We start from the raw sequence: 26,399 nt of genomic DNA, 5'->3' as shown, positions 1-26,399 counted from the left end.
ACCGCGCCAGCTCTGTATTGAGCGAGTCATGCCACCTTGGCTGACTCGTCAACGAGGCGGGTCTCGTGCAAATACCTACGTTATTCAGGGTTGCAAACGCCGCACCTTCCAGCCCGTATCGCTGCGGTCATAGCGCAGGCGCTCATGCAGGCGCTCCTGGCCGTTACCCCAGAACTCCAACGACTCAAGCCGCAACTCAAACACGCAGTAACCCTCGGGACGCGGCAGCGGACCTTGCACGTCGGCCAGTTCCCTGGCGGCGCTGCGCATGGCTTGAACATCCTTGAGTTCTTCACTCTGGCGAGACACCGATGACATCGGATGCGTGGCATAAGGGCGCTTCAGCCACGCCTCGTCAGCCTTGGCATCCGGCAAGCGCACGGCCTGGCCATTGAGGATGATCTGCTGGCTGGTTTCGCGCCAATACAGCACACCCGAGGCCCAGGGGTTCTCTGTCAGTTCGCGGCCTTTCTGGCTTCCGGCATGGGTGCTGAACAGCACCCCGGTGTCATTGATCTCACTGATCACCACGATGCGCGTCGAAGGCCGGCCCTGGCTGTCAGCCGTGGCCAGCGCCAGCGCACGGGGTTCGCGGATGCCCACGCGGCGTGCGCGTTCGAGCCAGTTGTGCAGAACGCTCATGGGATTGGCAGGCAGCGTCTGGTACTCGGGAAACGGCGCATCCAGTGTGCCGGTCAGGGATTCCGACATGCCTTTACCCAGCAGCGGCTGGCCTAGTACTGAACTGTTCATAGAACGATGGTCCCCCGTCCGAAGGTGACGCCATTGCCTGATACTTCGACCCGCGTCAGTTGATCGGCGCGGCCCTCGGTCCTGGCGAACATCAGTGAAGGGCGGCCGATTTCCACGCCCTGAAGAATCTCGATCTGCTGGCCGAACTCGATCTGGCCATGACGTGCCAGATGAATCGCCAAGGGCCCGGCAGCGGAGCCTGTGGCCGCATCCTCGACCACCCCATAGGCCGGTGAGAACATCCGGCTGCGCCAACGCCGTCCCGCGCCGGCAAAACAATTGATGGCCATGTCGTGGAAGCTGGACAGGGCACGGTGGTCGGGGTGCAGGGCGGACAACGCGGCGATGCTCGGCAGGCCGACGAACACATGACGCGGGCCGTTATGATAGATCTCGATGGGAAAGGTCGAGTCGCTGATGCCCAGGGCCTTGAGCAATTCGGCGTCGCGCCCCAGGGCCGTCCAGGTTGGTATCGGCTGGTCCATGCTGGCGGCGACGACGTTGCCGTTCTGGCGCTCCAGGTCAAAGGCGATGGTGCCCATCTGGGTTTCCAGGAACAGCCGGTGATTGTCGGTGTGCGCACCCAGGGCAATGGCCGTGCCCAGCAACGGGTGCCCGGCGAAGGGCAGTTCGTTGACCGGGGTGAAGATCCGGATCAGCGCATCGCCACAGTTGCGTGGCTTGAGCACGAAGGTGGTTTCCGACAGATTCATCTCCCGGGCGATGCGTTGCATTTGCTCGGCCGACAAGTCATCGGCGTCAAAGAACACCGCGACCGGATTGCCTTCCAGCGGGGCGCTGGCAAAGGCGTCGATGATGACGTAATGGTGCATGATTATCTCCCGGCGGCCGAAGCGTTGCTCTCGACAGGTGTGTGGATGAGGGCGTGCCGCAGCAGGTCGGCGATGATGCGCGGGCCTTCCTGGGTCAGCAGCGACTCGGCATGAAACTGCATGGAGGCGAACGACGGCCCACGCAGGGCATGCACCTCGCCGGTCTCGCTGTCGCGGCTGATTTCGACGGTGCCGATGCCGTCGATGTCCAGGCGGTCACTCGAACTCTGGGCGGCGAAGGTGTTGTAGAAACCCACCCGTTCGGCGTTGCCAAACAGGTCGATCTGTTTTTGCACACCCTGGTTGGGAATGGCTTTGCGCTGCAGTTCCAGGCCCAGGCACAAGCTCAGCACCTGATGGCTCAGGCACACCGCAAGGAACGGCCGCTGCTGGCTGAGCAAGGAGCGGATGGCCACGTGCAGGTGGTTGATTTTCGGCTGTTGGACTTCGCTCGGGTTACCGGGGCCGGGGCCCATGATGACCAGGTCGTAGCCGTCAAAGCTGTATTCGTCGCTGAAGCTGCACACCGTCACCACCAGGCCCAGGGCCCGCAGTTGCTTGGCGATCATCGAGGTGAAGGTGTCTTCGGCGTCGACGATCAGCACCTGGCGCCCACTGAAGTCGGCCTGGAGCTGCTCCCGCTGCTGGCTGTCCATCAGCCAGAAGTCCGAGACGTAGGCATTGCGGCTGGCCAATGCGGCGCGCACTTGCAGATGATTGCCGAAGCGCGAGGGCGCCTGGTTTTTCAGTGCGCTGATCAGGCCGGTGGCCTTGGCCCGGCTTTCGGCAGCCTCGGTCATCGGGTCGGAATGGCGCACGATGGTCGAGCCCACGCTGATCCGCACCTCGCCGCTGTTATCGATGTCGGCGGTGCGAATCAGGATCGCCGAGTCCAGGGAACGCCCGCCCTTGCCATCGCTGCCGATCAGCGCAGCCATGCCGCTGTAGTACGCGCGGCCTTGCGGCTCATAGCGCTGGATGACCCGGCAGGCGCTTTCCAGCGGGCTGCCGGTGACGGTCGGGGCAAACAGGGTTTCGCGCAGGATTTCCCGTACATCGCGATGGGTCTTGCCTTCGATGAAGTACTCGGTGTGGGCCAGGTGCGCCATTTCCTTGAGGTAAGGACCGAGGACGTGGCCGCCGTCGTCACAGATGCGCGCCATCATTTTCAGCTCTTCATCCACCACCATGTAGAGCTCGTCGGCCTCCTTGCGATCCGCCAGGAAGTCCATGACTTCCGTCAGGTTGGGGCCGGCGGGCGGATAGCGGTAAGTGCCGCTGATGGGGTTCATCACCGCGAGCCCATCCTTGATGCTGATGTGGCGCTCGGGGGACGCACCCACGAAGGTACGGCTGCCGGTGTGGATGATGAACGTCCAGTAGGCACCTTTCTCCCGTTCCAGCAGATGGCGAAAGAACGACAGCGCACTGGCCGGGCCGTACTCGCTGATCTCGGCCAGGAAGGTGCGCTTGATGACGAAGTTGGCGCCTTCCCCGGAGCCGATTTCGTTGGCGATCACCTGGCTGACGATCTCGGCGTAGCTCGCGTCGCTGAGGTCGAAGCGTTCGCTGTTCAACTGGATCGGCACGTTGGGCAGCAACCCCAGCAAGCGTTCGATGCTGATGGATTGCTGCTCGGTGATGTTCATCGCCAGCAGCGGCGACTGATCGTCCACCGCCTCGAAACCGCGCTCGGCGATCTGCCGGTAGGGGATCAGCGCCAGTACATCCAGGCGAGGCGCGCCGATCGAGGTGGCAGGCAAGTCGATATCGGCCAGGACCTGCGGTTCGGACATTTCGCCGATCAGCACGTCCAGCAGGCCGGGGCCGCTGGATTCCGGGCGGTACAACAGGGCAAACGGCTCGGGAGCCGGTTGCAGGATGCGTTCCATGAGGTGGGCTGCGGTCTGGCTCATAGCACTACCTCGTCGGTGGTGATGACCATGGCGCAACGGCTGGCGGCGTATTCGATGGCCATCCAGTGGTGCTCCTTGCTGAAGTCGGCGATCGCGTCGGCAACGAGGAACGGCTGGATATCGTTGGAGTAGGCATCCACGGTGGAAATCAGTACCCCGACATGGGCGTACACCCCGCACAGGATCAACTGATCGCGCTCGTTGGCGCGCATGCGTTCCAGCAGGTCGGAGTTGAAGAACGCACTGTAGCGCCACTTGGTCAGCAGCCAGTCGCCGGGCTTGGGCGCCAGGGCGCCGACCACCTCGCGGTCGGCGGGGCTGGCCTTCATGCCCGGGCCCCAGAAGTCCTTGAGCAGCCCGCGTTGCTCCTCGCTCATGCTGCCGGGCTGGGCGGTGTAGGCCACCGGAACGCCGTTGTCGGCAGCCCACTGGCGAATGCGCGCGGCATTGCTCACGACTTCGTCACGCAGGGCATCGGGCAAGGGGCGCAGGAAGTAGCGCTGCATGTCATGCACCAACAGCACGGCACGCTCGGGGTCGATGCTCCATTGTGCGAGGTTGACGGGCAGGTCGCGGTTAGTAGGCAAGGCGTAAGGGACGATCGATGGAATGCCGGTCATGACGACAAACTCCAGTCAAAAGGAGGCAAGGGTTGAGGAGGGCTGGTTTTTCCAGGCCATCACCGCAGTAATGGCTTGCCAGGGGTTCAGGCGCGGGTCGCACAGGCTTTTGTAGCGGCTGGCGACCTGATGCAGGCCGGCGGCATCGGAAGCGCACTCGCTGACATCGTCAGGGGTGGTTTCCAGGTGCAGGCCGGCGGCCACGCCACCGGCAGAGGTCACGGCATGCTTGAAGGCGGCGATTTCCTCGGTGATGGCCTGCACCATGCGGGTCTTGTTGCCGCAGGGCGCGACGATGGTGTTGCCGTGCATCGGGTCGCTCAGCCAGATGATCTTGTGGCCGGCCTGGCACACCGCTTCGACCAGTGGAGGCAGGCGCTCGGCGACCTTCTGGGCGCCCATGCGGGCAATCAGGGTCAGCCGGCCGGGTTCGCGCTTGGCGTCCAGGCGCTCACACAGGCTCAGCAGCTGGTCCCGGGTAATGTCCGGGCCGACCTTGCACGCCACTGGGTTGAGCACTTCGCTGAGCAGCGCCACGTGAGCGCCCGTTAACTGACGGGTACGCTCGCCGATCCATGGCCAGTGGGTAGAACCGAGAAATACCCGGCCCTGTTCGTCCTGGCGCAGTTGTGGCAGTTCGTAGTCGAGTACCAGCATTTCGTGGCTGGTCCAGGCCGGTGAACCTATGAGTTGCTCCTGGCCTGCCGACGCTTTCCAGCCCAGGTGCTGCATGATGTCCCGTGCGGCGCCATAGCCTCGAACCAGGCGTTGCGCATCGTGCTGGCGATGGCCGCAGACGGCCTCGCGGCCGTTGACCATGTCGCCGCGATACACCGGCAACTCGAGATCGCCAATGCGTTCGTTGTTATTGGAACGGGGCTTGGCAAACTGCCCGGCAATCCGTCCCACCCGTACCACCGGTTGCTGGGTCACGAGCCGGAACGCTCCGGCCAGGATGTCCAGCACCGCTGCTTTGCGGGCCACATGATCGGGAGTGCTTTCATCCATGTCCTCGGCGCAGTCACCGGACTGGATGACCATCGCTTCGCCGGCCGCTACACGCGCCAGGGTGGCGCGCAGCACCAGGATGTCTTCCACTCGAATCAATGAGGCGCTGTCCCTGAGGTAGGCCTGCGCGTCATGCAATTGTGATGGTTCGCTCCATTGAGGCTGCTGGAACGCTTCACAACTTAGAACCCGTTTCAGTAAGTCTTCCATGATGCGATCACTCTCACGAGGATTAAGTTGGAATGCCTTCACGTTTGATTTGCGGCACTGGAATACCCAGGGCGCGCAGTTGTTGAAAGACGTTCATGAATTCGCGATTGCGTTTTACTTTGCCGTCTTCCAGCTCGAAGGAGTGCAGGAAGTGGTTCTCGTAATAGCCTTCCGGATAACCGGGAAAGAGGATCTTGCCGTGGCCATCACACTCGACCCAGATATGGTTAGGGTCATCGGTTTCAAATACTTTGACGTTGTACCACTCCCAGTCCGGGAAGCACTTGAGTGACCAAACAGCATGTTCGGCCAACTTGGCCTTGCCACTGATTACAATCGGCGCGCCGGTATCGGTGGTCCATAAGCCGCCTGAACCATCTTCGGTAAATAGTTCATGGCGGCGCAGGCGGTCTTGGCCTTTGGTGCGCATATATTGCTCGACCGTGGCGCGGTTCTTGCGGCGAAGTTCAGTGATGTCGCTAGCGGTTAGTTGTTGCGCTGCGCTATTGGGCATGCTCAGTCTCCAATGAATAAGGGGGGGTTATGAAGCGGGGATACCTTCACGCTTGATTTTTGGAACGGGGATGCCCAAGGCGCGAAGTTGTTGGAAGGGGTTCATGAATTCACGGTTCTGCGTGATCTTGCCGTTATCCAGTTCGAAAGAATGGATGTAATGATTTTCGCAATAACCTTCGGGGTAACCGGGAACCAGGGTCTTGCCGCGACCGTCGCTTTCCACCCAGAAGTGGTTGGGGTTATCGGTTTCAAACACCCGGACGTTATGCCATTGCCAGTCCGGAAAGCACTTCTCCAGCCATACGCCGAGGGCAGCCAGCTTCGTGTGGCCTTTAAACACAAGGGGTTCACCGGTTTCGGTGTTCCAGGAACCGCCACTGCCGTCCTGAGTGAACAGTTCATGACGACGCAGGCGATCTTTGCCGTTAGTGCGCATGTACTGTTCGATCGTGGCGCGATTTTTTTGGCGAAGTTCAAGGTGATCATTAAAGCCGCTAGGGGAAAGCGAAGCAGGCATGGGCAGCATCCTCCTTAGTTGGGGTTGTGTTTTTGAAAGTAAATATTTAGTTAATTGGCGCGAGTGAATGTTTACAGTTTTTAACTATTGTTCCTTCGTGGCCGTGCCGAACGGGTGTTGTTTATACACCTGCATTTCTTGGGGGTGGAACTACCAGATCTTGTAGTGATGTAGGACGTGAACGGGCAGGCTGCAGTCCGCCGGATGAACTGTTGCATTATTATGAAGAGGCAGGTTCATTCGTCGGCTGAGAGGCGGTAATGGCTTACTAGCATCGTCAGGATGCAATGTTCTATTTGGTTAGTTGTATTAGATGCAATAAATCTAGTGCTAGTGCGAAGCAGCCTATGACTGTGTGGTTTTGCTTGTTGACAGAGGGTCAGGTTGGTCTAGGCTAACGGCCTGTTTTCAACTTTGGTGGTGCTCAGAATGGAATTAGGGCAGCAGTTGGGATGGGATACGTACTTTTATAGTATCTTTGCGCGAACCATGGACATGCAGGAGTTTACAGCTGTCGCGTTGAGGGCCTTGCGCGAACTACGGTTTGATTTTTTTGCCTACGGCATGTGCAGCGTGACTCCGTTCATGCGGCCCAGGACTTATATGTATGGCAATTATCCCGAGGACTGGGTGCAGCGATATCAGGCGGCTAACTACGCGGTGATCGATCCCACTGTGAAGCACAGCAAAGTCTCGTCGTCCCCCATTTTGTGGAGCAATGAGTTGTTCCGGGGGTGCCCGGATCTGTGGTCCGAAGCCAACGACTCGAATTTACGCTACGGCCTGGCACAACCCTCGTTCAACACCCAGGGGAGGGTTGGAATGTTAAGCCTGGCGCGCAAAGATAATCCCATCAGTCTTCAGGAGTTCGAAGCGTTGAAGCTGGTGATCAAAGCGTTTGCAGCAGCGGTCCACGACAAGATTTCCGAGCTGGAGAGCGACGTGCGTGTCTTCAATACGGATGTGGAGTTCAGTGGGCGGGAATGTGATGTGCTGCGCTGGACGGCCGACGGCAAGACCTCGGAGGAAATCGGTGTGATCATGGGGGTGTGCACCGATACGGTGAATTACCACCACCGCAACATCCAGCGCAAAATCGGCGCCAGTAACCGCGTGCAGGCAGTCTCTTACGCCGTCGCGATGGGCTATATCTGAGGGTCTTCAAGAAGGACGACTCGGCCTGTATCAAGCGGTCTCTCTCAATAATGTGTCGGACATGAAGGCTGACGGTGCGACTGCGCTGCGGTGATGCTCGCGGTGGGCCGAGAGTTTGATGGCGAGGATTTTTTCATTCTGATGCACCGTGACCGGGCCCAGTCGTTCGTAGTGGACGCCGTTGATTTTGTAATAGCGCTCCATGGTGCTGTTGACGATCCCGACGATGGCATCTGCGCCCGCCAGGCTGGCCGTCTTGAGGCTTCTCCAGAACAACGGCATCGCCAGTTGCGGTTCGCGGGTGGTGAAGCGAGTCATTTCCCAGATGGCTGGATGCTTGGGCGGCGCCCCGGCGCAGGTATGGCCGAACACTCCTTCAAGCAGGTTGGGGAACGTGGTGGGAATCAGGCGGGCGCAGCCAACGATGGCGCGGTCTTCATTGAACGCCAGGAGGTAGCGGGCGTGCTCGGTGTCGTATTGATCCCATTCGCAACCTGCCTGGCTCGGATGGGCCGGCAGCCGCCATCCGAGTTTCTCGACGAATTGTTCGTGCCGAAAGCGGCCGAGCATGAGTTTCAGCTCGTCGCTCATTTCGTTCAGTGTGTGCTCTTCCATGTGCATTACTGAAGTTTTCCTTAGGGATGAAGGGAGTGCAGTTTTATAGAGGACTTGTACCGGCTTGGCACCTGCAAGATCTGGTAGGGGCATCGGTGGCATCGAGGTGAAGCCATTCGCTGGGGACTGTGCCGAAGCGAGCGGCGGCGACAGTGGCGTTGATCCGGCTGTCGGCATTGAAGGCGGCAGTCTGGTCCAGGTAGTCGTAGAGAATGGCTGGTGCGCTCATGGGGCAGGGGGTGCGGCGTTTTGGGCTTGCGTCCCCTCAGTTCAATTATTTGGCGAGGATAGGAGATACATGGAGGGAAGGTGGAGAGATAGCCAGAAACAACAAAGCCCGCACAAGGCGGGCTTTGTTGAGGTACTTGGTGGCTACACAGGGACTTGAACCCCGGACCCCAGCATTATGAATGCTATGCTCTAACCAACTGAGCTATGTAGCCAAGTGGCGCGCATTATTCGCGTAGAACGGTAATGCGTCAAGCGCTTTTTATAAAAAAATTATCTACGCTATCAACCGTTTATCCAATTCCCTCCTGTAGCCGTCAGCGCATCCTGCGATTGCACGCGCAACGCGCCGTGAACCTTGGCCCGCGTTTTAGTCGCTACATCGTATTGGCCGGTTTGCGTCGGCCGTGCCGCTGAACGCAGGCTTCGATGTTTTGTCGTGCTGCGCATCAAGCAAAATATTCAAGTCGTTAGCAAGCTAAGGGGATAGCCGCGGCGCACCGAAAAATGGCACATTGGCCACCCCTGCAACTGCGCATCCATCTGCTGTACGGAAACTCTCATGGCTATCAGCAATGTTCAGTCCGCCTCCGTGGCGACTTCCGCGCCTTCACACAGCAGCCCCCTGGTGCTGCGTATCATTGGCGCGGTGGCGCTGGCGCATTTGATCAACGACTTGATCCAGGCGGTGCTGCCGGCGATCTACCCGATGCTCAAGGCCAGCTACGGCCTGACCTTCACTCAGGTCGGCCTGATTACCCTGACCTTCCAGCTCACGGCCTCGCTGTTGCAGCCGTGGGTCGGTTATTACACCGACCGCCACCCCAAGCCGTACCTGTTGCCGGTGGGCATGGTCTGCACCCTGATCGGCATTCTGATGATGTCCCAGGTCGGCAGCTTTGCCTTGATCCTGCTGGCGGCGGGGCTGATCGGCGTCGGCTCCTCGACCTTCCACCCGGAAGCCTCGCGGGTGGCGCGGCTGGCCTCCGGCGGGCGTTATGGCCTGGCGCAATCGACCTTCCAGGTCGGCGGCAATGCCGGCACGGCCTTCGGCCCGCTGCTGGCGGCGGCCATCATCATTCCCTTCGGCCAGGGCAATGTGGCCTGGTTCGGCCTGTTGGCGGTGTTCGCCGTGGCGCTGCTCTACGCCATCAGCCGCTGGTACGCCAACCACCTCAAGCTGTTCAAGCTCAAGCAGGGCCAGGCGGCGACCCACGGCCTGTCCAGGGGGCGGGTGCTCAGCGCCCTGGTGGTGCTGGGGCTGCTGGTGTTCTCCAAGTATTTCTACATGGCCAGCCTGACCAGCTACTTCACCTTCTACCTGATCGAGAAGTTCGACCTGTCGGTGGCCAGCTCGCAACTGCACCTGTTCCTGTTCCTCGGCGCGGTGGCGGCCGGGACCTTCTTCGGCGGGCCGATCGGCGACAAGATCGGGCGCAAGGCGGTGATCTGGTTCTCGATCCTCGGCGTGGCGCCGTTCACCTTGCTGCTGCCCCATGTCGACCTGTTCTGGACCAGCGTGCTCAGCGTGGTGATCGGCTTCATCCTGGCGTCGGCGTTCTCTGCCATCGTGGTTTACGCCCAGGAGTTGGTGCCGGGCAACGTCGGCATGATCGCCGGGGTGTTCTTCGGCCTGATGTTCGGGTTCGGCGGGATCGGCGCGGCATTGCTGGGCCATCTGGCGGACATCCACGGCATCGAGTACGTGTACTTCCTGTGCTCGTTCCTGCCGCTGTTCGGCCTGCTGGCGATCTTCCTGCCGCGGACCCGAAAAGCCTGAGTGCAGGCCGTGAACAAAAGGGCTCGGGACGTGCCGAGCTTGGGCCTGGCCGAAGAGCCGCTGGCAGCTGCCGACAGTGAGTTGATCTGCCGGGAACATCCGTTCGCCGCTGAAACCATGGAGTAAGGTCATGACCCCTGAGCGTATAACCCTCGATGCCTTGTTGACCGGCCGTGCGGTGGCCTACAGCCGCCCGGGGTCGATGAGCGCGATCGCCAAGACCCCGCGCACCGGCAGCCTGCAGGTCGGTCCCCTGGGCCTGCTGGACGACGAGCAGGGTGACTTGCGGGTGCATGGCGGCACCGAGAAAGCCATTCATCACTATCCCCGCGAGCATTACGCCGCCTGGGCCGCCGAGCTGGGGCCACACGCGTTGCTGGAGCAGCCGGGCGCCTTTGGCGAGAACTTCAGCAGCCACGGCTGGACCGAGCAGAACGTCTGCCTGGGCGACCGGGTCCGGGTCGGCAGCGTGTTGCTGGAGGTGTCCCAGGGACGCATGCCGTGCTGGAAACTCAATGACCGCTTTGCCGTGAAAGACATGTCGCTGCGGGTCCAGCAGAGTGGGCGCACCGGCTGGTATTACCGGGTGCTGGAGGCGGGCAGCCTGAGCGCCGGGGACGTGTTGCAGCAGGTCGAGCGCCCGTTCGAGCAGTGGCCGCTGTCGCGCTTGAGCGCGGTGCTGTTTTCCCGCGAGGTGGCAGTGGAGGAGATTCGTCTGTGCCTGGAGCTGCCGCTGGTGCCCTCCTGGCGACGCACCCTGGAGCGTCGGGTCGAGCAGGCGGCGGTCGAGGATTGGGCCCCGCGCCTGCAGGGCACTGTGCCTGCCGATGAGGAGCCCGTTCGCTAAGCGGCGGGCGCGATCAGTTCGCCTCCAGGGTCAGGCGCGCCTGGACCAGGGCCTGAGGGTCGACCTCCAACTGCAGCGACACCAGGTTGACGCCCTGGTTTTCCACGTCGTCCAGCCAGGTCAGCAGGTCTTGCAGCGCGCCGCCGAGGTTGAGATTGAGGCGTCCGGATTCTTCGCTGTCCATGCGTTCGATGCTCAGGTTGGCCGCGGCCGTGCTGGCGGTGATCAGGCCGGCCAGGGTCCGACCGTTGGCCTGCGGGCCGCGGGCCTGGGTGGACGAGGGCAGTTTGAGCAGATCGGTTTGCAACTGCAGGGCCTCCTGGAACTGCTGTTCAGCCTGGCGCAGGGCCTGGCGCTGAGGACTCCAGAGCAGGGTCCAGAACAGCGTCACGGCCAGAAACAGGCTGAGCAGCTTCAGGGCCAGGCGGTCGCGAGGCGGTAGCTGCTGCCAGCGGTTCGAGTAACGATTGAAAAGGGTGGTCATGGGTTAGTCCGTGATTTTCAGGCGGGCGCTGACCCCGTCGGGAGCGAGCACGGCCGAGTCGGCCTGCACATTCGCGCCCTGCTGCGCGAGGGCTTCGCGCAGATGTTCGAGGGTGGAGAAATCCGGCGCGTTGACTTGCAGGGTCCAGCCTTGCGCCTGTTGGTAGTCCAGCCGGCGAACCCGCGTATCGCCGCCATCGCTGCCGGTCCATTGGCTGGCCAGGCTGTCGAGCCGGCGCGCCAGGCTTTGCTGGGGCTGGCCGGCCTGCTGGGCACGGGCCTGGACCTGGCGGGCAAGGTCGATCACCCGGGGCTCGTCGGGGAAGCGCTGGCGCCAGAGTTCCAGGCTGGCCTCGGTCACCTCGGCGGCCTTGTGTTGCAGCAACCAGCGATGACCCACGTCCTGGGCCACTTGAGCGCCGCAGGCGATGACCAGGATTGCCAGCAGCGCCCGCCATGGTGTGCGCGACGGGCTGCGCGGGGCGAAGGCGCCCTGGCGCAGATCGATGGCCTGCGCGCTACCCCGGGCCAACAGCGGCCAGGGCGCTTCCTCGCTGCGTTGCAGGTTGTCGGGTAGCAGCGGGGCCAGCTCTTCGAGGGCCCGGTCGTCGAGCGCCAGGCGTTGCTGGCAGGCCCCGCCGATCAGCCAGCGGTCGTGGCAACGCAGGGCCAGGGCCTGGCTGTCCGGCAGGCAGTCGGCATCGACATGAATGCGCTCGGCCGTCAGGCCATGACTGGCCAGGCGTTCCAGCAGTTGCTCCAGCCACTGCCGTTGCAGGGCGAACAGGCGACAGTGCCGCCGCGCCTGCAACGGCCCACGGGCCAGGTGCAATTGCTCGGGGTCGTCCAGCAGCCGTTCTTCCAGCACCGAATGGATGGCTTGCTGCAACCAGCGGCCGCTGCGCGGTGGTACGTCGAAGCGGTGATGGCTGGCGATTTCCGCCGGCAGCAGCAGGGTCAGGCGCTGGCCGGCCAGCACCGCCGCCTGTTGCAGCGTGCCGTGCACCGGCTCGCCGTCGGTTTGCCACCAGGTGACGGGCGAGTCGTCGTCCAGGGTCACGGTGGTGAGGTAAAGCCAGGCTTGCATGGGGTTTACTCCGGAAAACGGGAAGGGGCGGCGAGGGTGCGCTGCAGTACGCTGACCTGACCGTCCTGCTCGATGCGCAGGCGGCTGATCAGGCGCAATTGGCGGTCGCCCAGTTCGACATTCAGCACCGCCTGGAAATAGCGGCTGCTGACATCGAGCCCCTGGCTGTTGATCTCGTGCTGTTTCAGCACGGGGGCGTCGAGAAACTCCTGCACCGTCTTGTAGCCATCGGCGGGACGCGCCTGCACCAGGGCGGTGGCCTGGGCCAGGTCGAGCTGGCCCAGGCTGGCCAGTTGTTCGGCCGGGGCGGTGTTGAGGTTCAGGGCTCCCGGCGTGGTCCTGACCCAGGGCCGCAGGCGTTCCATGACCGCTGTGTCGACGCCTTCCAGGCGCATCAATTCGCTGCTGTCGTTCCAGGCCAGCGGCTTGCCGTCGAAACCACGGACCGGCGGCAGGCGCCTGGGGTCGTGGGGCGGCAGATCGAGTTCCTTGAGCAAACGCTGGTAGCGCACACGACTGATGCGGTCGTTGGGCGTGCGCAAGGTGCCGAGGTTGAAGCGCGCGCCGAGGTCTTGCAGCTGGATGCGGATACGCCCGCCGTCGATGTCGAAGGTCGGCGTGCTGTGGGCCCAGCGCTGGCCCAGGTGCACGCGCTTGGGCTCCGGCTCGTCGCGCCAGTCATCGCGCAGTTGGCCGCGGGCCCAGGCTTCGCCACTGAGCGCCAGTTGCCACAGTTGTTGCTGCAACAGCTGGTTGGAACTGCCGATCAGGCTCAGGCGCTGGCGGGCCAGCATGTCACTGACGATCAGGGTCGCCAGGGAGGTGATCAACAGCACACTGATCAGCGCGATGCCCCGTTGTCTACAGGCCTTAACCATGGTCCAGCCCCTTGAAGCCCGGCAGCAGGATCACCCGCCGCAGGCCGGGATAACCCGGAGCGTCGAGTTCCAGTTCAATCGCCTGGGGCAGGCTCAATGGCGCCTGGCCGACGGGCCAGTTGGAATGGGCCTGACCCTGGTCGTCGATGTAGCGCAGGCGTTCGAGGCGGACGCCATCGAGCAGCAGTTGTTGCGCGGCAGTGCCGGACAGGTCGGGACCGTCCACCGGGCTGCGGTACTCGCGCAGCCATTGGCTGTCGCTCCAGCGATAGGTGACCAGCAGTAGGTCGTTGCGTGCCTGCTGCAAGGGATTGCTCCAGCCGCCCCGCACCAGCTGGATCCGCCCCGGTTCGCCGATCAGGGCCTGGCGCGCCGAACTGCCATTGACCGGATAGGCGATGGCCTGGGTCAGGTCACGTTCGAAGATACCCACCGCGCGTTGCAGGCGCCGCAGTTGCAGTTCGTGCTGATGAATCCGCTGGTCGGTGTGCATCATGCGTTCGAGCAACTGATAGCAGGCCAGGCCGAGCAGGCTGAACAGGGCCATGGCGATCAGCACTTCGAGCAGGGTGAAACCCTGTTGCCGGCGTTTCATGGGCGGGCCTCCAGGTAACCGGCCAGGCGCGCGCGCTGCCGGGGCATGGGGGCGTCGGTGGAGACTTCGAGCACGATCTTCAGCAGACGCGGGTCGGGCGCCGCGGCGGTTTCGCTGGTCAGCAGCCAGTCGCGCCCGGCGAAGCGGACCGGTTCCTGGCGCTGGCTCTGGGGCTGGCGCATGCCGGCGCGCAGTTCGTTCAGGCGGTTGTCCGCCAGCCATTGCGCCAGGGTCCGTTCGCTGAGGCCGCCGTTGTTGCCGATCAGGTGTTCGGTGGCGCTGTAGAGCGACAGCGACAGCACGGCGAAGATGGCCAGGGCGACCATCACTTCCAGCAGGGTGAAGCCCGCCTGTTTATTGCATCGGGGCAAGACGCACCTCCTCGACACCGTCGCTGGACAGCGACAGCAGCGGTTGCTGGCGGTACTCCAGCTGCAGGCTGAAGGGCGAGATCTGGTCGTTGGCCAGCACCCAGAGTTGCGGCTCCTTGCCCTGGCCCAGGCCTTTATTTGGGCCTGGTGGCTCCTGCAGGTTCAGGCGCAGCTCGCCGGGCAGCCGGTGCTCCTTGAAGCGTTTGTCGGCCTGCCACTGTCCGCTGCGGTCGAGGCTCAGCACTGTGTAGTGGTCGGGCGCCAGGCGCAGGCCGTGATTGAGGTTGTTCAAGACCGCGTCTTCGCGCAGCAAGCCAATGAGGTTCTGCAGGCGCTCGGCCTCGCGCCGGGCCTTCTGCCCGCCCGAGCCGCTCTGGACCAGCCCGACCATGCCGGCCAGCAAGCCGATGATCACCATGACCACCAGCAGCTCCAGCAGGGTGAAACCCGCCATTGGCTTGCGCACTTCAAGGCTCCCAGTTGCCGATGTCGGCATTGGTCCCGTCGCCGCCGTTGCGGCCGTCGGCACCGAAGGAATACAGGTCGTAGGCCGAGCCTTCGCGACCCGGGGCGAGGAACTGGTAAGGGTTGCCCCAGGGGTCCTTGGGCAGGCGCTTGAGGTAGCCGTCGGGGTTCCAGTTGAGGGCCGCCGGCATGCCCGCCGGTTTCTTCACCAGGGCTTCCAGGCCCTGCTGGGTCGACGGGTAGTGGTGGTTGTCGAGCTTGTAGATTTCCAGGGCGGTGGCCACGGCCTTGATGTCGCTGCGGGCGGCGGTGACCTTGGCCTGGTCCGGGCGGCTCATGATCTGCGGGACCACCAGGGCGGCCAGGACACCGAGAATCACCACGACCACCATGATCTCGATCAGGGTGAAGCCGCGTTGGCGGGAAGGATTGCGCATGTTGTGTGCTCTTCAGGTGATGAGTTGGTTGAGGTTGAGAATGGGCATCAGGATCGCCAGGACGATCACCAGCACGCTGGCGCCCATGAACACCAGCATCGCCGGCTCGAACAGCCCGACCAGCATGGCGATGCCGTTGGACAGCTGGGTCTGCTGTTGGTGGGCGGCGCGTTCGAGCATGCTGTCCAGTTCCCCCGAGCGTTCGCCGCTGGCGATCATGTACAGCATCATCGGCGGGAAATCGCCGCTCTGTTCCAGGGCCCGGGTCAGCCCGCTACCTTCGCGCACGGCGCGCGCCACGTCTTTCATACGAGTACGAATCTGCTGGTTGGCGACCACCTCGGCGGAGATTTCCAGGGCATCGACAAGCGGCACGCCGCTGCGCCCGAGAATCGCCAGGGTGCTGACAAAGCGAGTGCTGTTGCTGGCCTGGATGACCCGCCCGATCACTGGCAAGCGCAGCTGGGCCTGATGCCAGCGCATGGCCAGGGCGGGCTTGCGCAGGGCCACGCGCAGGCCGGCGGCGAGGCTGCCGAGCATCAGCAGCAGGAGCAGGCCGTAGTCCCGGGCGAAGTCGCTGGTGGCGATCAGGCCGCGGGTCAGCACCGGGAGTTGCTGGCCACTGTCGATGAACACCTTGACCACATCCGGCACCACGAAACTGAGCAGGAAGCCGACGATGCCGAAGGCCGCCAGCAGCAGGATGCTCGGGTACAGCATGGCCAGCTGCAGCTGCTGGCGGGCGGCATGCCGGGCCTCGGTGTAGTCGGCCAACTGCATCAGCACCTGGGCCAGGTGGCCGGCGCGTTCGCCGGCGGCCACCGTGGCCCGGTACATCGAGGTGAAGGCGCGCGGGTATTCGCCCATGGCTCGGGCCAGGTCATGGCCTTCCAGCACCCGTGCGCGGATCGCCAGCATCATGCTTTGCTGCGCGCGCTTGCTGCATTGCGCGGCGACGGCGGCCAGCACTTCTTCTAGGGGCAGAGCGGCCTGGACCAGGGTTGCCAGCTGGCGGGTGAGCAAGGCCAGTTGCGCCGGGCTGAGGCGTTGGCTGCTGGTCAGCGTGGCGCCGGAGCGGTCCTGTTGCCCGCGGGCCGGCTTGACCTGCAGGGCGATCAGGTTGCGTTCGCGCAGCAGCTGGCGGACCTGCCGCGCGCTGTCGGCTTCCTGCACGCCGCGGGTCTTGCGCCCGGCGTTGCACATGGCGAGGTATTCGTAGGCGGCCACGATCAGTGCTCCCGGGTTACGCGTAGCAGTTCTTCGACGCTGGTGACGCCTTGCAGCACCTTGTCCCGGCCGTCGGCGAACAGGCTGTGGGCATGCTGGCGCGCGTAGTGGGTCAAGGCGGCCTCGCCAGCCCCTTCATGGATCAACTGGCGCAGCGGTTCGTCGAACAGCACCAGTTCATAGATGCCCTGGCGGCCGCGATAGCCGCTGTGCTGGCAGGCCGGGCAGCCGACCGGGTGGTAGAGCACCGGGGCCTGCTGCGGGTCGAGGTGCAACTGGCGGCAGGCCGCGGCGTCGGCCGGCGCAGCGCTCTTGCAATCGCCGCAGAGCACCCGCACTAGGCGCTGGGCGACCACGCCGAGCAGCGAGGTGCACAGCAGGAAGGGCTCGATGCCCATGTCCAGCAGGCGGGTGACGGCGCCGATGGCGCTGTTGGTGTGCAGGGTGGACAGCACCAGGTGGCCGGTGAGGGAGGCTTGCACGGCGATGTCGGCGGTTTCCCGGTCACGGATCTCACCGACCATGACCACGTCCGGGTCCTGGCGCAGGATGGCGCGCAGGCCACGGGCGAAGGTCATGTCGACCTTGGTGTTGACCTGGGTCTGGCCGATGCCGGCCAGGTGGTATTCCACCGGATCTTCGATGGTCAGGATGTTGCGCGTCTGGTTGTTCAGGCTGCTGAGCCCGGCATACAGCGTGGTGGTCTTGCCGGAACCGGTGGGGCCGGTGACCAGCAGGATGCCGTGGGGGCGCCGCAGGGCGTCTTCCAGCTTGTCGCGGATCGCCTCGGCCATGCCCAGCCGCCCCAGGTTCAGGCGCCCGGCCTGTTTGTCGAGCAGGCGCATGACCACCCGTTCGCCGTAGGCCGAAGGCAGGGTGGAGACCCGCACGTCCACTTCATGGCCGCCGATGCGCAGGGCGATGCGGCCATCCTGGGGGATGCGTTTCTCGGCGATGTCGAGCTTGGACATGACCTTGATCCGCGACACCAGCAGGCCCGCCAGTTCCCGGCGCGGGCGCAGCACTTCGCGCAGCAGGCCGTCGACCCGCAGGCGCACGGACAGGTGCTGCTCGAAGGTTTCCAGGTGGATGTCCGAAGCCTTGACCTTGACCGCCTCGCCGAGGATCGCGTTGATCAGGCGAATGATCGGCGCGTCGTCTTCCTGCTCCAGCAGGTCGGTGATCTGCGGCAGTTGCTCGGCCAGGCTGGCCAGGTCGTCCTGGCCGGCGATCTGGTCGCCCAGGCCCTCGGCCATTTGCATGGCGTCGTCGCGTCCATCGCGATAGTGCTCGGCCAGCAGTTCGGCGAAACCCTCGGCGTCGAGTATCCGGTGGCCCAGCAGCGGGCCGTGGCAGCGGCGGATCTCGGCGAGGATTTCCACCGGCGTGTCGGCCCGGCAGTAAAGCCGCAGGCCGCTCTCCATGGGCTCCAGCAGGACCCCATGGCGCTTGGCGAAACCAAAGGGCAGGCGCGCGACCGGGTTCATCGGCGTGGCTCTCTGGCGCGCATGTCGAGGGTCCCATCCTGCGGGGCGGCATCGAACAGTTGGCGTGAATCGGCGGGCAGGGCCAGGCCGCTGCGGCTGTCACCGTTGGCGCGCAGCTTGCGCAGGTCGTTGTACTTGCGCTGGCTGACGTTGACGGCATCGGCGCTGCCGCGCACCAGGGTCGGCCGCAGGAAGACCATCAGGTTGGTCTTTTCGGTGACGTCCTTGGTGCTGGTGAACAGCCGGCCGAGCAGGGGAATGCTGCCCAGCACCGGCACCTTGCTGACCTGGGTCTTGACGTTGTCCTTGATCAGGCCGCCGAGCACGATGATCTGCCCGTCGTCGGCGAGGATGGTGCTTTTCACCGAGCGCTTGTTGGTGATCACGTCGCTGGTGGTGATGCCGGGCGGGGCGCTGGCCAGTTCCGAGCTTTCCTGCTCGACCTTCAGGCGCAGGGTGTTGCCCTCGTTGATGTGCGGCGTCACCTTGAGGGTCACGCCGACGTCCTGGCGTTCCACGGTGGTGAAGGGGTTGCTGGCGCCGGCGGTGTCGGTGGTGTACGAGCCGGTCTGGAACGGCACGTTCTGGCCGACGAGGATTTCCGCCGCTTCGTTGTCCAGGGTCAGCAGGCTCGGGGTGGACAGCAGGTTGTTCTTCGAGTCGCTGGACAGGGCGGTGACCAGCGCGCCGAAATTGCTGGTGCCGATGCCGATGATGGCGCCGTCCGGCAGGGTGATGTTCTTGTCCTTGCCCGAGCTCAGCAACGTACCGATCGACAGGCCGGTGCCGCTGAAGTTGGTGCCGCCGGCGACGTTGCCGGCGCGCGCCGCCCATTGCACGCCGAGGGCTTCGTTGATGTCGCCGCTGACTTCGACGATGGCCGCTTCCACCAGCACCTGGGCCCGTGGCTGGTCCAGCTGGGTGATGACTTTGTCGAGCATGCTCAGTTGCGCCGGGTCGGCCATCAGCACCAGGGCGTTCTGGCTTTCGTCGGCGCTCACCAGTATCGAGTTACCGCTGCCCTTGCCTTCGCCGCCACCGCGATTGCCGTCTTCCAGGCGCTTGCCGATGCCGTCGAGCAGCTTCGAGAGTTTTTTCGCATCGCTGTGGTGCAGGCGTACCACCCGCGCGCTGTCATTGGCATTGCTCGGCACGTCGATGGCCTTGACCAGATCGGCCATGCGCTGGCGGGCCTGGGCGGAACCCGCGAGGATCACCCGGTTGCTGCGGGCGTCGCCCACGGCCTTGGCGTCGCTGGGGCCGTTGCCCGTCTGGCTGATGCTTTCGTTCAGGGTCCGGGCCACATCGCTGGCCCAGGCATGCTTGAGCGCCACGGTGCTGAACGAGCGGTTGCCGGCCTGGTCCAGTTCGCTGACCACCTGGCGGATGCGCTCGACGTTGCTGGCGCTGTCGGAAACCACCAGCGCGTTGGAGCTGGCCGAGGGCGCGACATAGGCGTCGTCGCTCACCAGCGGGCGGACCACCCCGGAGATTTCCGCGGCGTTGGCGTTGCGCAGGTCCAGGACCCGGGTCACGAACTCATCGCCCGATTGCTCGCTGGATTTGGTCTTGGCTTCCACCGCCGGCACGATCAGCACCCGGTCGCCCTGGTCCAGGGCGACGAAACCCTGGCTGCGCAGCACGCTGAGGAACAGCGAGTAGATACCGTCCTTGTCCAGTGCACTGGACGATTGCACGCTGACCTTGCCTTGCAGCCGGGCATCGACCACCAGGGTCTTGCCGGTGATTTCACCGACTTCGCTGGCCAGGTCGCGCAGTTCGGCGTCCTTCATGTTCAGCGTCCACAGGCGCTGGGTGGTGAGGGCCGCGGTACTGGGCAGGGCACTCAAAAGAAGGCCGAGGCTGAGCACGGCGCCTGCAATCTTGGACAGTTTCATGGTGTGTTCTCTATCGCTCGCAGAAGGGCCGTGGCTTTTCGGTCGGCGACCTCCGGTGGGGTTGTCTGGGGGCTGAGCAGGCGCAGTTGGCGCCCGGGTAGCAGCAGGTTCTGTTCACGGCCGTTGCGCAGCACCACCACCTGATCGGCGCTGACACTCTTGAGCAGCGTGCCGTCGGGCAGGCGTTCGCCCGGGGAGTAGAAGGCCCGGCTGTCGGCGTACTGGATCAGGGCCCTGGATTGTTCGGGCTGGTTGCCCAGCAGGCTGGCGAGCAGGACCAGCGGCAGGCTGGCCTGCGCGCTGTCGAATTCGACCGGCACGGCGCCGAACACCCTGGCGATGTTGCGATCGTCCAGGGGCGCGGGCAGCTGCTGTTCGGCGCTGGCGCTCGGTACCGCGTTCGGCACCGGCTGGCCCGCCACGACTTGCCGGTAGGTCCAGCTGTCGAGGCCGAGCCAGGTCAGCCAGAGACCCAGGGCGACCAGGCTTACGGGCAGTAGATAGCGCTGGCCGGCGCCGCGCGGGCGCCATGAGAGCAGCATTTTCATGGGCGTTTGGGCAGCATGCGTCTGAGTACGCCCTGCCCGCGCCATTGGTGGAGGATCACCGCGGCGATATGGCCGGCCACCAGCAGGGCCAGGGCCATGCAGCTGTAGTGGTGAAGCTCTTCGAAAAAGGTGATGACCGCCGGGTCCTGCAAGGGTTGCGGGAGCTGCAGGCCGAACAGGTCGATCGGGCGCGACATCATCAGCACGCCGCTGAACAGCACGGTACCGAGGGTGACCAGCAGGGCGCCATGCCCGGCATGCACCAGCTTGCGCTCAGCCGCGCTCTGATGGACGGGCGCCGCCGGAGCGGGATGACGCACCAGGTAGAACAGCCGCAGGACGAACAGCGGCACCAGCAGGGTGGTCAGCGAGACATTGATAAAGGCGATCGCCTGTTGGACCGAGCTTGGCGGCTGCAACAGGGCGCTGGCATAGCCGCTGATCGTGGCCCACAGCACAACGGCGGCGAACAGCCAGTGCAGCAGCCTGCGCGGTCTTGAGTAGTGAGGGTGATTCATGTCGATTCCCAAGGTCCGCAACGCGGTGCCGAGGCACCACGCTGCGGTTGGTCAGGTTATGGATTACTTGCGAATCCAGGCGTCCTTCCAGTTGCTGCCCACGCCAGGCTCGAACTGAGTGGCGCCAGCGTTCCACTGGATGCAGTAGCCGCTGTAAGGGAACGGCTTGCATTCATAGACGTTGCCGTCCTTGGCCAGGACCTTGGTGCCGGCCTTGTAGCCGGTCAGGCCTTTGGGGAAGACGAAGTCGTAATCACCGCCGCCGCCCACTTCCTCGGCTTTGAGGGTGATGCGCTGGCTTTGTTGCAGCTGCTCGCCTTTCTCCGGCTTGGCCACGACCACCACGTCGTACTCACCTTCGCTGACATTACGCAGCGGGATGGAGAAGTGCGGGGTGTTGTTGCCAGGCTCGGCTTGTATGTGAGCAATGCTTTCATTCTTGCCGTTGAAGACCGTCGAGCTGATGGTGTACTTGCCGCCCTGGGCAATGGCATTGAAGTGCAGGTCGGTGGCGTTGTCCTTCAGGGTGTACTCGGCCTGCAGGCCGGAAAGTTTCAGCTCGCCAGGAATGCTCGGCTGCTCTTTCTGGATTTCCACACGCACCACGTCGCTGTTGTTCTTGGCGTACATAGTGTTCTTGCCGTAGTTGGGCACGACTTCGTTGTTGGCGTTGAGCTCGCCCATCACATAGCCGGCATTGGCCTTGTTGACCTTTTCCGCCAACAGGAACGGCCAGGTGTTGGCGTTGGCCTGCTCGGCGGTTTCGATGTTCAGGCGGGTCTGGCGGTTCTGCTGTTCACCGGCATTGGTGAACACGCGAGTGCTGACCTTGTCGCCGACTTGCAGTTGTTCAGGCTGTACCGCGCCGAGGATTTTCCAGTCGGGAATCGGCGCGCCATCGTTGTCGATGTTGACGTCGATGGCCTGGTAGAAGGTGGCGGCGGTGTCGGCGATTTTCCAGGTCGCCAGGATCACGTGGTAACCGCTGCGGTCAGCAGGAATGTTGACCTTGTGCTGGGTCTTGCCACCGGCCGGCGGACGCACGCCACCGGCGTTTTCATTGAGCAGCGGGGTCATCTCGAAGGAGTCGCGGGTCAGCGGCTGGTTCGGGTTCCAGTCTTTCTTGGTGATGTAGAACTGGTAGTAGGCGCTGGCGTGACCGGCGGAGTAGTGCCAGGTGAATTCATTCATGCCCGGCTTGATCGTGGTTTTCTGCCAGCGGGTCGCCGTCTGCTCGTTGAGCTGCGAGAAGCTGGTGATGCCGCCCGCCGGGATGGTGCCGTTCGCCGGACCGCATTGGGTGAAGTCGCCCGAGCAGTAATCCTTGGGGTAGTGATGCTGGACCGATGGCGAGTACTCGACACTCTGCGGTTCGTAAGTGACGGGGCCGCAATCGCGGTTGAGGTTGCCGCCGGTGGCGGAGCACATGAAGGCACGGGACTTCGGACTTTCGACATAACCGTGGGCGAAGGCTTGCTGGCTGGCCAGCGAAGCCAGGCCGAGGGTGATGGCCAACGGAAGCTTGCGCATGGCGCTGGCGCGGGTGTTATGAAGCATCGAATCACCTTGAATTAGGGATATGAAAGAGTCTTTTTTTGAGTTCTTCGATGCCGGCCGCCCAATAAGTCGACCTGGAGTGTTCCTGGTCCGCGGCGCCCGGTTTCGAAGGGGGCCTAGGATGCCGAGCGGGGCTTTTGCCTTGTATGAGACGAGTACGAAACGGCGAGCCAGGGAATGGAACAAAATGTTTCAGGAGGGCGGCCTGGGGTTGCCCAGGGTCGGATTGTTGCTCAGGGCTGCCCGGGACGGGTCAGCCGTGGCGTTCGATATCGCGCAGCATGCGTTCGATGACCGACAGCACCGCGTGGCGTTGCGCCTCCAGGTCCTGCTCGCTTCCACGAGCCGCACGTTGCAGGTCGAGGCAGGCCCGCATCAACGCCGGCGAATCGACCGTGCAGGCCAGGCCGCTGGCCCGGTGGACCCATTGTTCGAGGAACTCCGGCGTGTCGGGCAGCGGGGCGCTCAGCAGCTCGCGCTCCTGCTCCAGGTTCCGGCGCAGCTCCTGGAGCAAGCGCTCCTTGAGCTGCGGATCGCTCTGGAAGCCCTCCAGGTAGGTCAGGTCGAACGTTGTGGCAGCCTCCTCGTCAGGCGCTGGGGCGAGGGGCGGCGTGAGGGGGGCGTTGAGAGATGAGCTGGATAGCCCGGGCGCTTTCAGCTTGCCGAGTATTTCCCGCAGGCGCTCGAGGACGATGGGCTTGATCATCAGGTCGTCCATGCCGGCCGCCTGGCAACGCTGCTTTTCGTCTGCCAGGGCGCGGGCGGTGTAGCCGATGATCGGGGTCCTGGGCAGCCCGCGCGCCTGCTCTGCGGCACGGACACTGCGGGCCAGGGCGTAGCCGTCCATGTGCGGCATGTTGCAATCGGTGACCAGCACATCGAAGTGGCCCTGCTCCCAGGCTTGCAAGGCCGCTTTGCCATTGCTGACGTAGGTCCCGCGATGGCCGAGCCTGAGCAGTTGCTGTTCGAGCACCAGGCCGTTGGTGGAGACGTCGTCGACGATCAGTACATTTAACCCGGCCACCGCCGTAGCACCTTGAAGGGCATGCTGCGGCTCGTCCTTGTCCGGTTGCCAGGGCAGGGTCAGTTCGAAGCTGACCCGGCAACCCTGGCCCGGCGCACTGGCGAGGCGGATGCTGCCGCCCATGAGCTCGACCAGCTGTTTGCAGATGCTCAGGCCCAGGCCGGAGCCGCCGTGCAGGTGGGCGATCTCGGCGTGGGCTTGCTGGTAAGGCGCGAAAATCTGCGGCTGCTGATCCTCGGCGATGCCGATGCCGGTGTCGCTGACATGGAACATCAGGCGGCTTTGCCGAGGCCCCGAGTCCAGCTCCTGGACCGACAGTTCGACCCAGCCCTGGTTCGTGAACTTCAAGGCGTTGGACAACAGGTTGTGAAGGATCTGCGTCAGGCGCAGGGCGTCCACCTGGTAGCGCCGCTCGGGGGGCAGGCGGTGTTGCAGCTTCAGCTCCAGGTGTTTTTCCCGGGCCTGCGCGGCGAACAGCTCAAGGCAGTTGGCCAATAGTTGATCGAGGTCGGTGGGGCTGGGCACCAGCTCCATCTGGCCAGTCTCGACCTTGTCCAGATCGAGAATATTGCCGATCAGGTCGATCATCGATTGCGCCGACTGCTGGGCGATGCTGAGGTTTTGCGAAGGGGGGGACGCGCCGCTGGTTTCCAGCTCCAGCAGGCCGACCATGGCGTTCAGCGGGGTGCGCAGCTCATGGCTCATGGTCGCGAGGAACTGGCTTTTCGCCGCGCTGGCGTCGACTGCCTGCTGCTGGGCTTCGAGCAGCTTGTGTTCCAGGTGCTTGCGCACGCTGATGTCGATCCAGCCGCCCAGCAGGCCCTGCTGCTTGCCGAGTGCGGTGTAGAAGGGCACCAGCCATTGGTAGATATGATGGGCCTGGCCATCGACCTCGATCACGCTGTCGAGGAATTGCGACTGGCGGTTATCCAGCAGCCGTTGGTGCTGCTCCTCCAGATCCAGGGCCAGGGCGCGTGGGGCGATGCCTTGCTCTTGCGGCGTGGTGCCGCGCATCTCGTCCAGGGACCGGCCGAAGAACTGCTCATAAGCGTGGTTGCAGGTGCTCAGGCGCCCTTGCAAGTCACGCACGTAAAGCGGGATGGGCAAGCCGTTGAGCAAGGCGAACTGGAAGGCCAGTTGGTCCTTGAGCTGATTCTGCGCGACGCGCCGCTGGCGGATCTGAATCCGCAGGCGCCAGTTCCAGTAAAACGACAGCAGCACCAGCACCAGGACCAGCGCGGCGCTTTGCCAGACCCAGCTCGGCAGGTAGGCCCAGAGCGAACCCTTGGTGGCGGGGCGCGCCTGGATGCTGATGCGGTCCTGGTTGCCGTCCGAAGTTTTCAACGAATACAGGAGTTTGTTGAGAATGCTCAGGAGTTCGGGGTGCTTGGCCGATACGGCGAACACCAGGGGCTCGGCCTGGGCCTGGAACTGCTTGCCGGCCCGGAGCCGGGGATTGTCCAGCAGTTGGGCATCGGCGGCGCTGTTCAGTGTGGCGTCGACCATGCCCTGTTCGACCAGATGCACGGCCTGGGAATAGTAGTCGGTGAGTACCAGTTCGATGCTCGGGTAGCGGCTCTGGAGCAGAGGCTGCAGGGGATGTCCGGCGGCGATCGCCAGGCGCCTGCCCTCCAGGGCCGCTAGCGAGCTGGGGGAACTGGCGCCCTCGCGGGTAATGAAGGCCCAGTACTCGGTGCCGAAGCCATCGCTGAATAACAGGCTCTTTTGCCGGACCGGAGTTGGTGCCAGCGACAGGGCGATTTGCGCCTCATCCCGTTCCAGGCGCTGGCGGTCGATATCCGGGGACTGGCTGTCGATGATGTTCAGTTGCAGTTGGTAGTCGTCGGCCAGGCTGCGCAGCACATTGAACGCCAGTCCGGCCCATTGGCCGTCGTCCTTGCGGTACAGGTAATTGGGGATTTCGTGGGCGATCAGGTTCAGCGAAGGAAGACGCTTGAGCCAGCTGTCTTCCGCGCTGTTGAGGGCGAAGGAGTCGGTCGGTGCGAACAGCCAGGGCGAGCGTTCCCAGTGCTGCAATATCTCTTGCTTGCGCTCCCGGGAAACCGTCTTCAGCGCGGCGTTGATCAGGGGCACCAGATTGTCCTCATGCCCGCGGGCGGCGAAGCTGAAACCCATGGCCGGCAGATTGGCGACGTACTTGTTCTGCAACTTGAGGTTGGCCAGGCTGCGCATATAGAAATTGGTGCGCAGTTGATCGCCGATCAGTGCGTCGGCTCCGCCGTCGGACAGGCGTTGCAGGCCCTCGACAATGCTGTTGATCACGATCAGTTCAGCCTTGGGATAGGCCTTGCCGACTGTTTCAGCCTGCACATAGTAGGCCGGAACCAGCACGCGTTTGCCCGCCAGGTCAGGGGACAGTTCCTTGTCGGCGATGCGCCCGACGATGATCGGCTCGTTGTCCAGGTAGGGCTTGCTGTAGATGAACCCAGGCTGTTTTCTTTCGTACTCGGTGGCGCGGGGCATCAGATCGATGTCCCCAGCGATCAGGGCGGCGATGGCACTGTCCACCGAAGGGTAGGGCACCCGTTGAATCGGCAGTTCGAGAAACTGGCTGATGTGTTCCAGGTAGTCGTTGGTGATCTGGTTGAGCACATCGTTGCCACGAGGTTCGGGTTGCTCGTTGGAGGCGCTCACTTCGGCGACCCGTAGCGGGCGAGGGGGCAACGTCTGACGCATGGCCATCAGCGTGGCCAGGGACAGCGGCGCAGGCTCGGGCTCGGCGGCGCCCAGGGACGCGACACTGGTCAGCAAGAGCGTGATCCAGAGGATCAGGCGCGGCAGGCCGGCTGGAGGGTTCGGCATAGT

At 63.8% G+C, this 26,399-nt stretch carries 25 protein-coding genes and 1 tRNA gene; 3 read left to right on the top strand and 23 right to left on the bottom strand.

All coding sequences use genetic code 11. The annotated features are described in order from the left end of the window. Positions 1-84 precede the first annotated feature (84 nt). The 7 genes from phzG to AC07PQ_RS28900 are packed head-to-tail and all read right to left on the bottom strand — an operon-like array spanning position 85 to position 6,373. On the bottom strand, positions 85-753 hold the full coding sequence (phzG, locus tag AC07PQ_RS28930; RefSeq protein ID WP_007923183.1) for a phenazine biosynthesis FMN-dependent oxidase PhzG: 669 nt from the start codon (positions 751-753) through the stop codon (positions 85-87). After that, positions 750-1,586, bottom strand: coding sequence for a PhzF family phenazine biosynthesis protein (locus AC07PQ_RS28925; RefSeq protein ID WP_007923184.1), 837 nt, complete (start codon positions 1,584-1,586; stop codon positions 750-752). Before AC07PQ_RS28925 ends, phzG begins: the two co-directional genes overlap by 4 nt. Before the next feature lie 2 nt (positions 1,587-1,588). Next, positions 1,589-3,478, bottom strand: a complete 1,890-nt coding sequence (locus AC07PQ_RS28920) for an anthranilate synthase family protein (protein WP_422121757.1) — start codon at positions 3,476-3,478, stop codon at positions 1,589-1,591. Between the two features lie 20 nt (positions 3,479-3,498). After that, positions 3,499-4,122 (bottom strand): isochorismatase family protein, encoded by a 624-nt coding sequence (locus tag AC07PQ_RS28915; RefSeq protein ID WP_007923187.1) that lies wholly within the window; start codon positions 4,120-4,122, stop codon positions 3,499-3,501. 15 nt (positions 4,123-4,137) lie between these two features. Then, complete coding sequence (locus AC07PQ_RS28910; RefSeq protein ID WP_007923189.1) at positions 4,138-5,340, bottom strand: 3-deoxy-7-phosphoheptulonate synthase; 1,203 nt, start codon at positions 5,338-5,340, stop codon at positions 4,138-4,140. A gap of 22 nt (positions 5,341-5,362) precedes the next feature. Then, positions 5,363-5,854: a PhzA/PhzB family protein gene (locus AC07PQ_RS28905; RefSeq protein WP_007923191.1), complete on the bottom strand. Its 492-nt coding sequence runs from the start codon at positions 5,852-5,854 to the stop codon at positions 5,363-5,365. A 27-nt stretch (positions 5,855-5,881) separates the two neighbouring features. After that, positions 5,882-6,373: a PhzA/PhzB family protein gene (locus AC07PQ_RS28900; protein ID WP_493186647.1), complete on the bottom strand. Its 492-nt coding sequence runs from the start codon at positions 6,371-6,373 to the stop codon at positions 5,882-5,884. A 429-nt stretch (positions 6,374-6,802) separates the two neighbouring features. Between AC07PQ_RS28900 and AC07PQ_RS28895 the strand changes: the two genes are divergently transcribed. Continuing rightward, positions 6,803-7,528: an autoinducer binding domain-containing protein gene (locus tag AC07PQ_RS28895; protein WP_037034074.1), complete on the top strand. Its 726-nt coding sequence runs from the start codon at positions 6,803-6,805 to the stop codon at positions 7,526-7,528. Positions 7,529-7,558: 30 nt separating this feature from the next. Here the strand turns inward: AC07PQ_RS28895 and AC07PQ_RS28890 are convergent, their stop codons facing one another. Both AC07PQ_RS28890 and AC07PQ_RS28885 read right to left on the bottom strand, forming a co-directional pair. Beyond that, positions 7,559-8,149: an acyl-homoserine-lactone synthase gene (locus AC07PQ_RS28890; protein WP_007923204.1), complete on the bottom strand. Its 591-nt coding sequence runs from the start codon at positions 8,147-8,149 to the stop codon at positions 7,559-7,561. A gap of 360 nt (positions 8,150-8,509) precedes the next feature. After that, a tRNA-Met gene (locus AC07PQ_RS28885) sits at positions 8,510-8,586 on the bottom strand. Between the two features lie 347 nt (positions 8,587-8,933). Here AC07PQ_RS28885 and AC07PQ_RS28880 point away from each other — a divergent pair. Next, positions 8,934-10,151 carry an MFS transporter gene (locus AC07PQ_RS28880; RefSeq protein WP_087092050.1) on the top strand — a complete coding sequence of 406 codons (1,218 nt, stop codon included), beginning with the start codon at positions 8,934-8,936 and terminating at the stop codon, positions 10,149-10,151. Between the two features lie 130 nt (positions 10,152-10,281). Next, positions 10,282-10,998, top strand: a complete 717-nt coding sequence (locus tag AC07PQ_RS28875; protein WP_493186646.1) for an MOSC domain-containing protein — start codon at positions 10,282-10,284, stop codon at positions 10,996-10,998. Between the two features lie 13 nt (positions 10,999-11,011). Here AC07PQ_RS28875 and gspM read toward each other — a convergent pair whose 3' ends face one another. The 14 genes from gspM to AC07PQ_RS28805 form a co-directional block, all read right to left on the bottom strand. After that, the gene (gspM, locus tag AC07PQ_RS28870; RefSeq protein WP_007923207.1) at positions 11,012-11,482 is read right to left on the bottom strand and encodes a type II secretion system protein GspM; all 471 of its coding nucleotides are present in this window, start codon (positions 11,480-11,482) and stop codon (positions 11,012-11,014) included. A gap of 3 nt (positions 11,483-11,485) precedes the next feature. After that, a complete protein-coding gene (gene gspL / locus AC07PQ_RS28865) occupies positions 11,486-12,568 on the bottom strand; it encodes a type II secretion system protein GspL (RefSeq protein WP_493186645.1) in 1,083 nt (360 codons plus the stop codon). Between the two features lie 5 nt (positions 12,569-12,573). Next, a complete protein-coding gene (locus AC07PQ_RS28860; RefSeq protein ID WP_493186644.1) occupies positions 12,574-13,446 on the bottom strand; it encodes a type II secretion system protein GspK in 873 nt (290 codons plus the stop codon). After that, a complete protein-coding gene (gspJ, locus tag AC07PQ_RS28855) occupies positions 13,439-14,041 on the bottom strand; it encodes a type II secretion system minor pseudopilin GspJ (protein WP_101339090.1) in 603 nt (200 codons plus the stop codon). Before gspJ ends, AC07PQ_RS28860 begins: the two co-directional genes overlap by 8 nt. Beyond that, positions 14,038-14,412, bottom strand: a complete 375-nt coding sequence (gene gspI / locus AC07PQ_RS28850) for a type II secretion system minor pseudopilin GspI (protein ID WP_007923211.1) — start codon at positions 14,410-14,412, stop codon at positions 14,038-14,040. The genes gspJ and gspI overlap by 4 nt, the downstream gene beginning before the upstream one ends. Next, positions 14,396-14,878 carry a type II secretion system minor pseudopilin GspH gene (gene gspH, locus AC07PQ_RS28845; RefSeq protein WP_493186643.1) on the bottom strand — a complete coding sequence of 161 codons (483 nt, stop codon included), beginning with the start codon at positions 14,876-14,878 and terminating at the stop codon, positions 14,396-14,398. The genes gspI and gspH overlap by 17 nt, the downstream gene beginning before the upstream one ends. Before the next feature lies 1 nt (position 14,879). Beyond that, positions 14,880-15,314: a type II secretion system major pseudopilin GspG gene (gene gspG / locus AC07PQ_RS28840; protein ID WP_009045575.1), complete on the bottom strand. Its 435-nt coding sequence runs from the start codon at positions 15,312-15,314 to the stop codon at positions 14,880-14,882. Positions 15,315-15,326: 12 nt separating this feature from the next. Continuing rightward, complete coding sequence (gspF, locus tag AC07PQ_RS28835) at positions 15,327-16,541, bottom strand: type II secretion system inner membrane protein GspF (RefSeq protein ID WP_007923626.1); 1,215 nt, start codon at positions 16,539-16,541, stop codon at positions 15,327-15,329. Between the two features lie 2 nt (positions 16,542-16,543). After that, positions 16,544-18,028 carry a type II secretion system ATPase GspE gene (gene gspE, locus AC07PQ_RS28830; protein WP_493186642.1) on the bottom strand — a complete coding sequence of 495 codons (1,485 nt, stop codon included), beginning with the start codon at positions 18,026-18,028 and terminating at the stop codon, positions 16,544-16,546. Further along, the gene (gene gspD, locus AC07PQ_RS28825; RefSeq protein WP_493186641.1) at positions 18,025-19,926 is read right to left on the bottom strand and encodes a type II secretion system secretin GspD; all 1,902 of its coding nucleotides are present in this window, start codon (positions 19,924-19,926) and stop codon (positions 18,025-18,027) included. Before gspD ends, gspE begins: the two co-directional genes overlap by 4 nt. Continuing rightward, the gene (locus AC07PQ_RS28820; RefSeq protein WP_495072396.1) at positions 19,923-20,474 is read right to left on the bottom strand and encodes a type II secretion system protein N; all 552 of its coding nucleotides are present in this window, start codon (positions 20,472-20,474) and stop codon (positions 19,923-19,925) included. Before AC07PQ_RS28820 ends, gspD begins: the two co-directional genes overlap by 4 nt. Continuing rightward, positions 20,471-20,992 (bottom strand): cytochrome b, encoded by a 522-nt coding sequence (locus AC07PQ_RS28815; RefSeq protein WP_493186639.1) that lies wholly within the window; start codon positions 20,990-20,992, stop codon positions 20,471-20,473. The genes AC07PQ_RS28820 and AC07PQ_RS28815 overlap by 4 nt, the downstream gene beginning before the upstream one ends. A gap of 63 nt (positions 20,993-21,055) precedes the next feature. After that, positions 21,056-22,549: an N-acetylglucosamine-binding protein GbpA gene (gbpA, locus tag AC07PQ_RS28810; RefSeq protein WP_493186638.1), complete on the bottom strand. Its 1,494-nt coding sequence runs from the start codon at positions 22,547-22,549 to the stop codon at positions 21,056-21,058. Between the two features lie 253 nt (positions 22,550-22,802). Continuing rightward, positions 22,803-26,396 carry an ATP-binding protein gene (locus tag AC07PQ_RS28805; RefSeq protein ID WP_493186637.1) on the bottom strand — a complete coding sequence of 1,198 codons (3,594 nt, stop codon included), beginning with the start codon at positions 26,394-26,396 and terminating at the stop codon, positions 22,803-22,805. Between the last annotated feature and the right edge of the window lie 3 nt (positions 26,397-26,399).

It is taken from the genome of Pseudomonas sp. GW821-FHT09E12 (assembly GCF_059416085.1).
This window is presented reverse-complemented; position numbering and strand designations above follow the sequence as displayed.

Excerpts from the sequence above, each read along its gene's own strand:
- gspD (WP_493186641.1), bottom strand. The coding sequence starts at position 19,926 with ATGAAACTGTCCAAGATTGCAGGCGCCGTGCTCAGCCTCGGCCTTCTT.
- AC07PQ_RS28900 (WP_493186647.1), bottom strand. The coding sequence starts at position 6,373 with ATGCCTGCTTCGCTTTCCCCTAGCGGCTTTAATGATCACCTTGAACTT.
- gspE (WP_493186642.1), bottom strand. The coding sequence starts at position 18,028 with ATGAACCCGGTCGCGCGCCTGCCCTTTGGTTTCGCCAAGCGCCATGGG.
- AC07PQ_RS28815 (WP_493186639.1), bottom strand. The coding sequence starts at position 20,992 with ATGAATCACCCTCACTACTCAAGACCGCGCAGGCTGCTGCACTGGCTG.
- gspM (WP_007923207.1), bottom strand. The coding sequence starts at position 11,482 with ATGACCACCCTTTTCAATCGTTACTCGAACCGCTGGCAGCAGCTACCG.
- AC07PQ_RS28875 (WP_493186646.1), top strand. The coding sequence starts at position 10,282 with ATGACCCCTGAGCGTATAACCCTCGATGCCTTGTTGACCGGCCGTGCG.
- AC07PQ_RS28920 (WP_422121757.1), bottom strand. The coding sequence starts at position 3,478 with ATGGAACGCATCCTGCAACCGGCTCCCGAGCCGTTTGCCCTGTTGTAC.
- gspG (WP_009045575.1), bottom strand. The coding sequence starts at position 15,314 with ATGCGCAATCCTTCCCGCCAACGCGGCTTCACCCTGATCGAGATCATG.
- AC07PQ_RS28805 (WP_493186637.1), bottom strand. The coding sequence starts at position 26,396 with ATGCCGAACCCTCCAGCCGGCCTGCCGCGCCTGATCCTCTGGATCACG.
- AC07PQ_RS28860 (WP_493186644.1), bottom strand. The coding sequence starts at position 13,446 with ATGGTTAAGGCCTGTAGACAACGGGGCATCGCGCTGATCAGTGTGCTG.
- AC07PQ_RS28910 (WP_007923189.1), bottom strand. The coding sequence starts at position 5,340 with ATGGAAGACTTACTGAAACGGGTTCTAAGTTGTGAAGCGTTCCAGCAG.
- AC07PQ_RS28925 (WP_007923184.1), bottom strand. The coding sequence starts at position 1,586 with ATGCACCATTACGTCATCATCGACGCCTTTGCCAGCGCCCCGCTGGAA.
- gbpA (WP_493186638.1), bottom strand. The coding sequence starts at position 22,549 with ATGCTTCATAACACCCGCGCCAGCGCCATGCGCAAGCTTCCGTTGGCC.
- gspL (WP_493186645.1), bottom strand. The coding sequence starts at position 12,568 with ATGCAAGCCTGGCTTTACCTCACCACCGTGACCCTGGACGACGACTCG.
- AC07PQ_RS28890 (WP_007923204.1), bottom strand. The coding sequence starts at position 8,149 with ATGCACATGGAAGAGCACACACTGAACGAAATGAGCGACGAGCTGAAA.
- AC07PQ_RS28895 (WP_037034074.1), top strand. The coding sequence starts at position 6,803 with ATGGAATTAGGGCAGCAGTTGGGATGGGATACGTACTTTTATAGTATC.
- AC07PQ_RS28915 (WP_007923187.1), bottom strand. The coding sequence starts at position 4,122 with ATGACCGGCATTCCATCGATCGTCCCTTACGCCTTGCCTACTAACCGC.
- phzG (WP_007923183.1), bottom strand. The coding sequence starts at position 753 with ATGAACAGTTCAGTACTAGGCCAGCCGCTGCTGGGTAAAGGCATGTCG.
- AC07PQ_RS28820 (WP_495072396.1), bottom strand. The coding sequence starts at position 20,474 with ATGAAAATGCTGCTCTCATGGCGCCCGCGCGGCGCCGGCCAGCGCTAT.
- AC07PQ_RS28880 (WP_087092050.1), top strand. The coding sequence starts at position 8,934 with ATGGCTATCAGCAATGTTCAGTCCGCCTCCGTGGCGACTTCCGCGCCT.
- AC07PQ_RS28905 (WP_007923191.1), bottom strand. The coding sequence starts at position 5,854 with ATGCCCAATAGCGCAGCGCAACAACTAACCGCTAGCGACATCACTGAA.
- gspJ (WP_101339090.1), bottom strand. The coding sequence starts at position 14,041 with ATGAAACGCCGGCAACAGGGTTTCACCCTGCTCGAAGTGCTGATCGCC.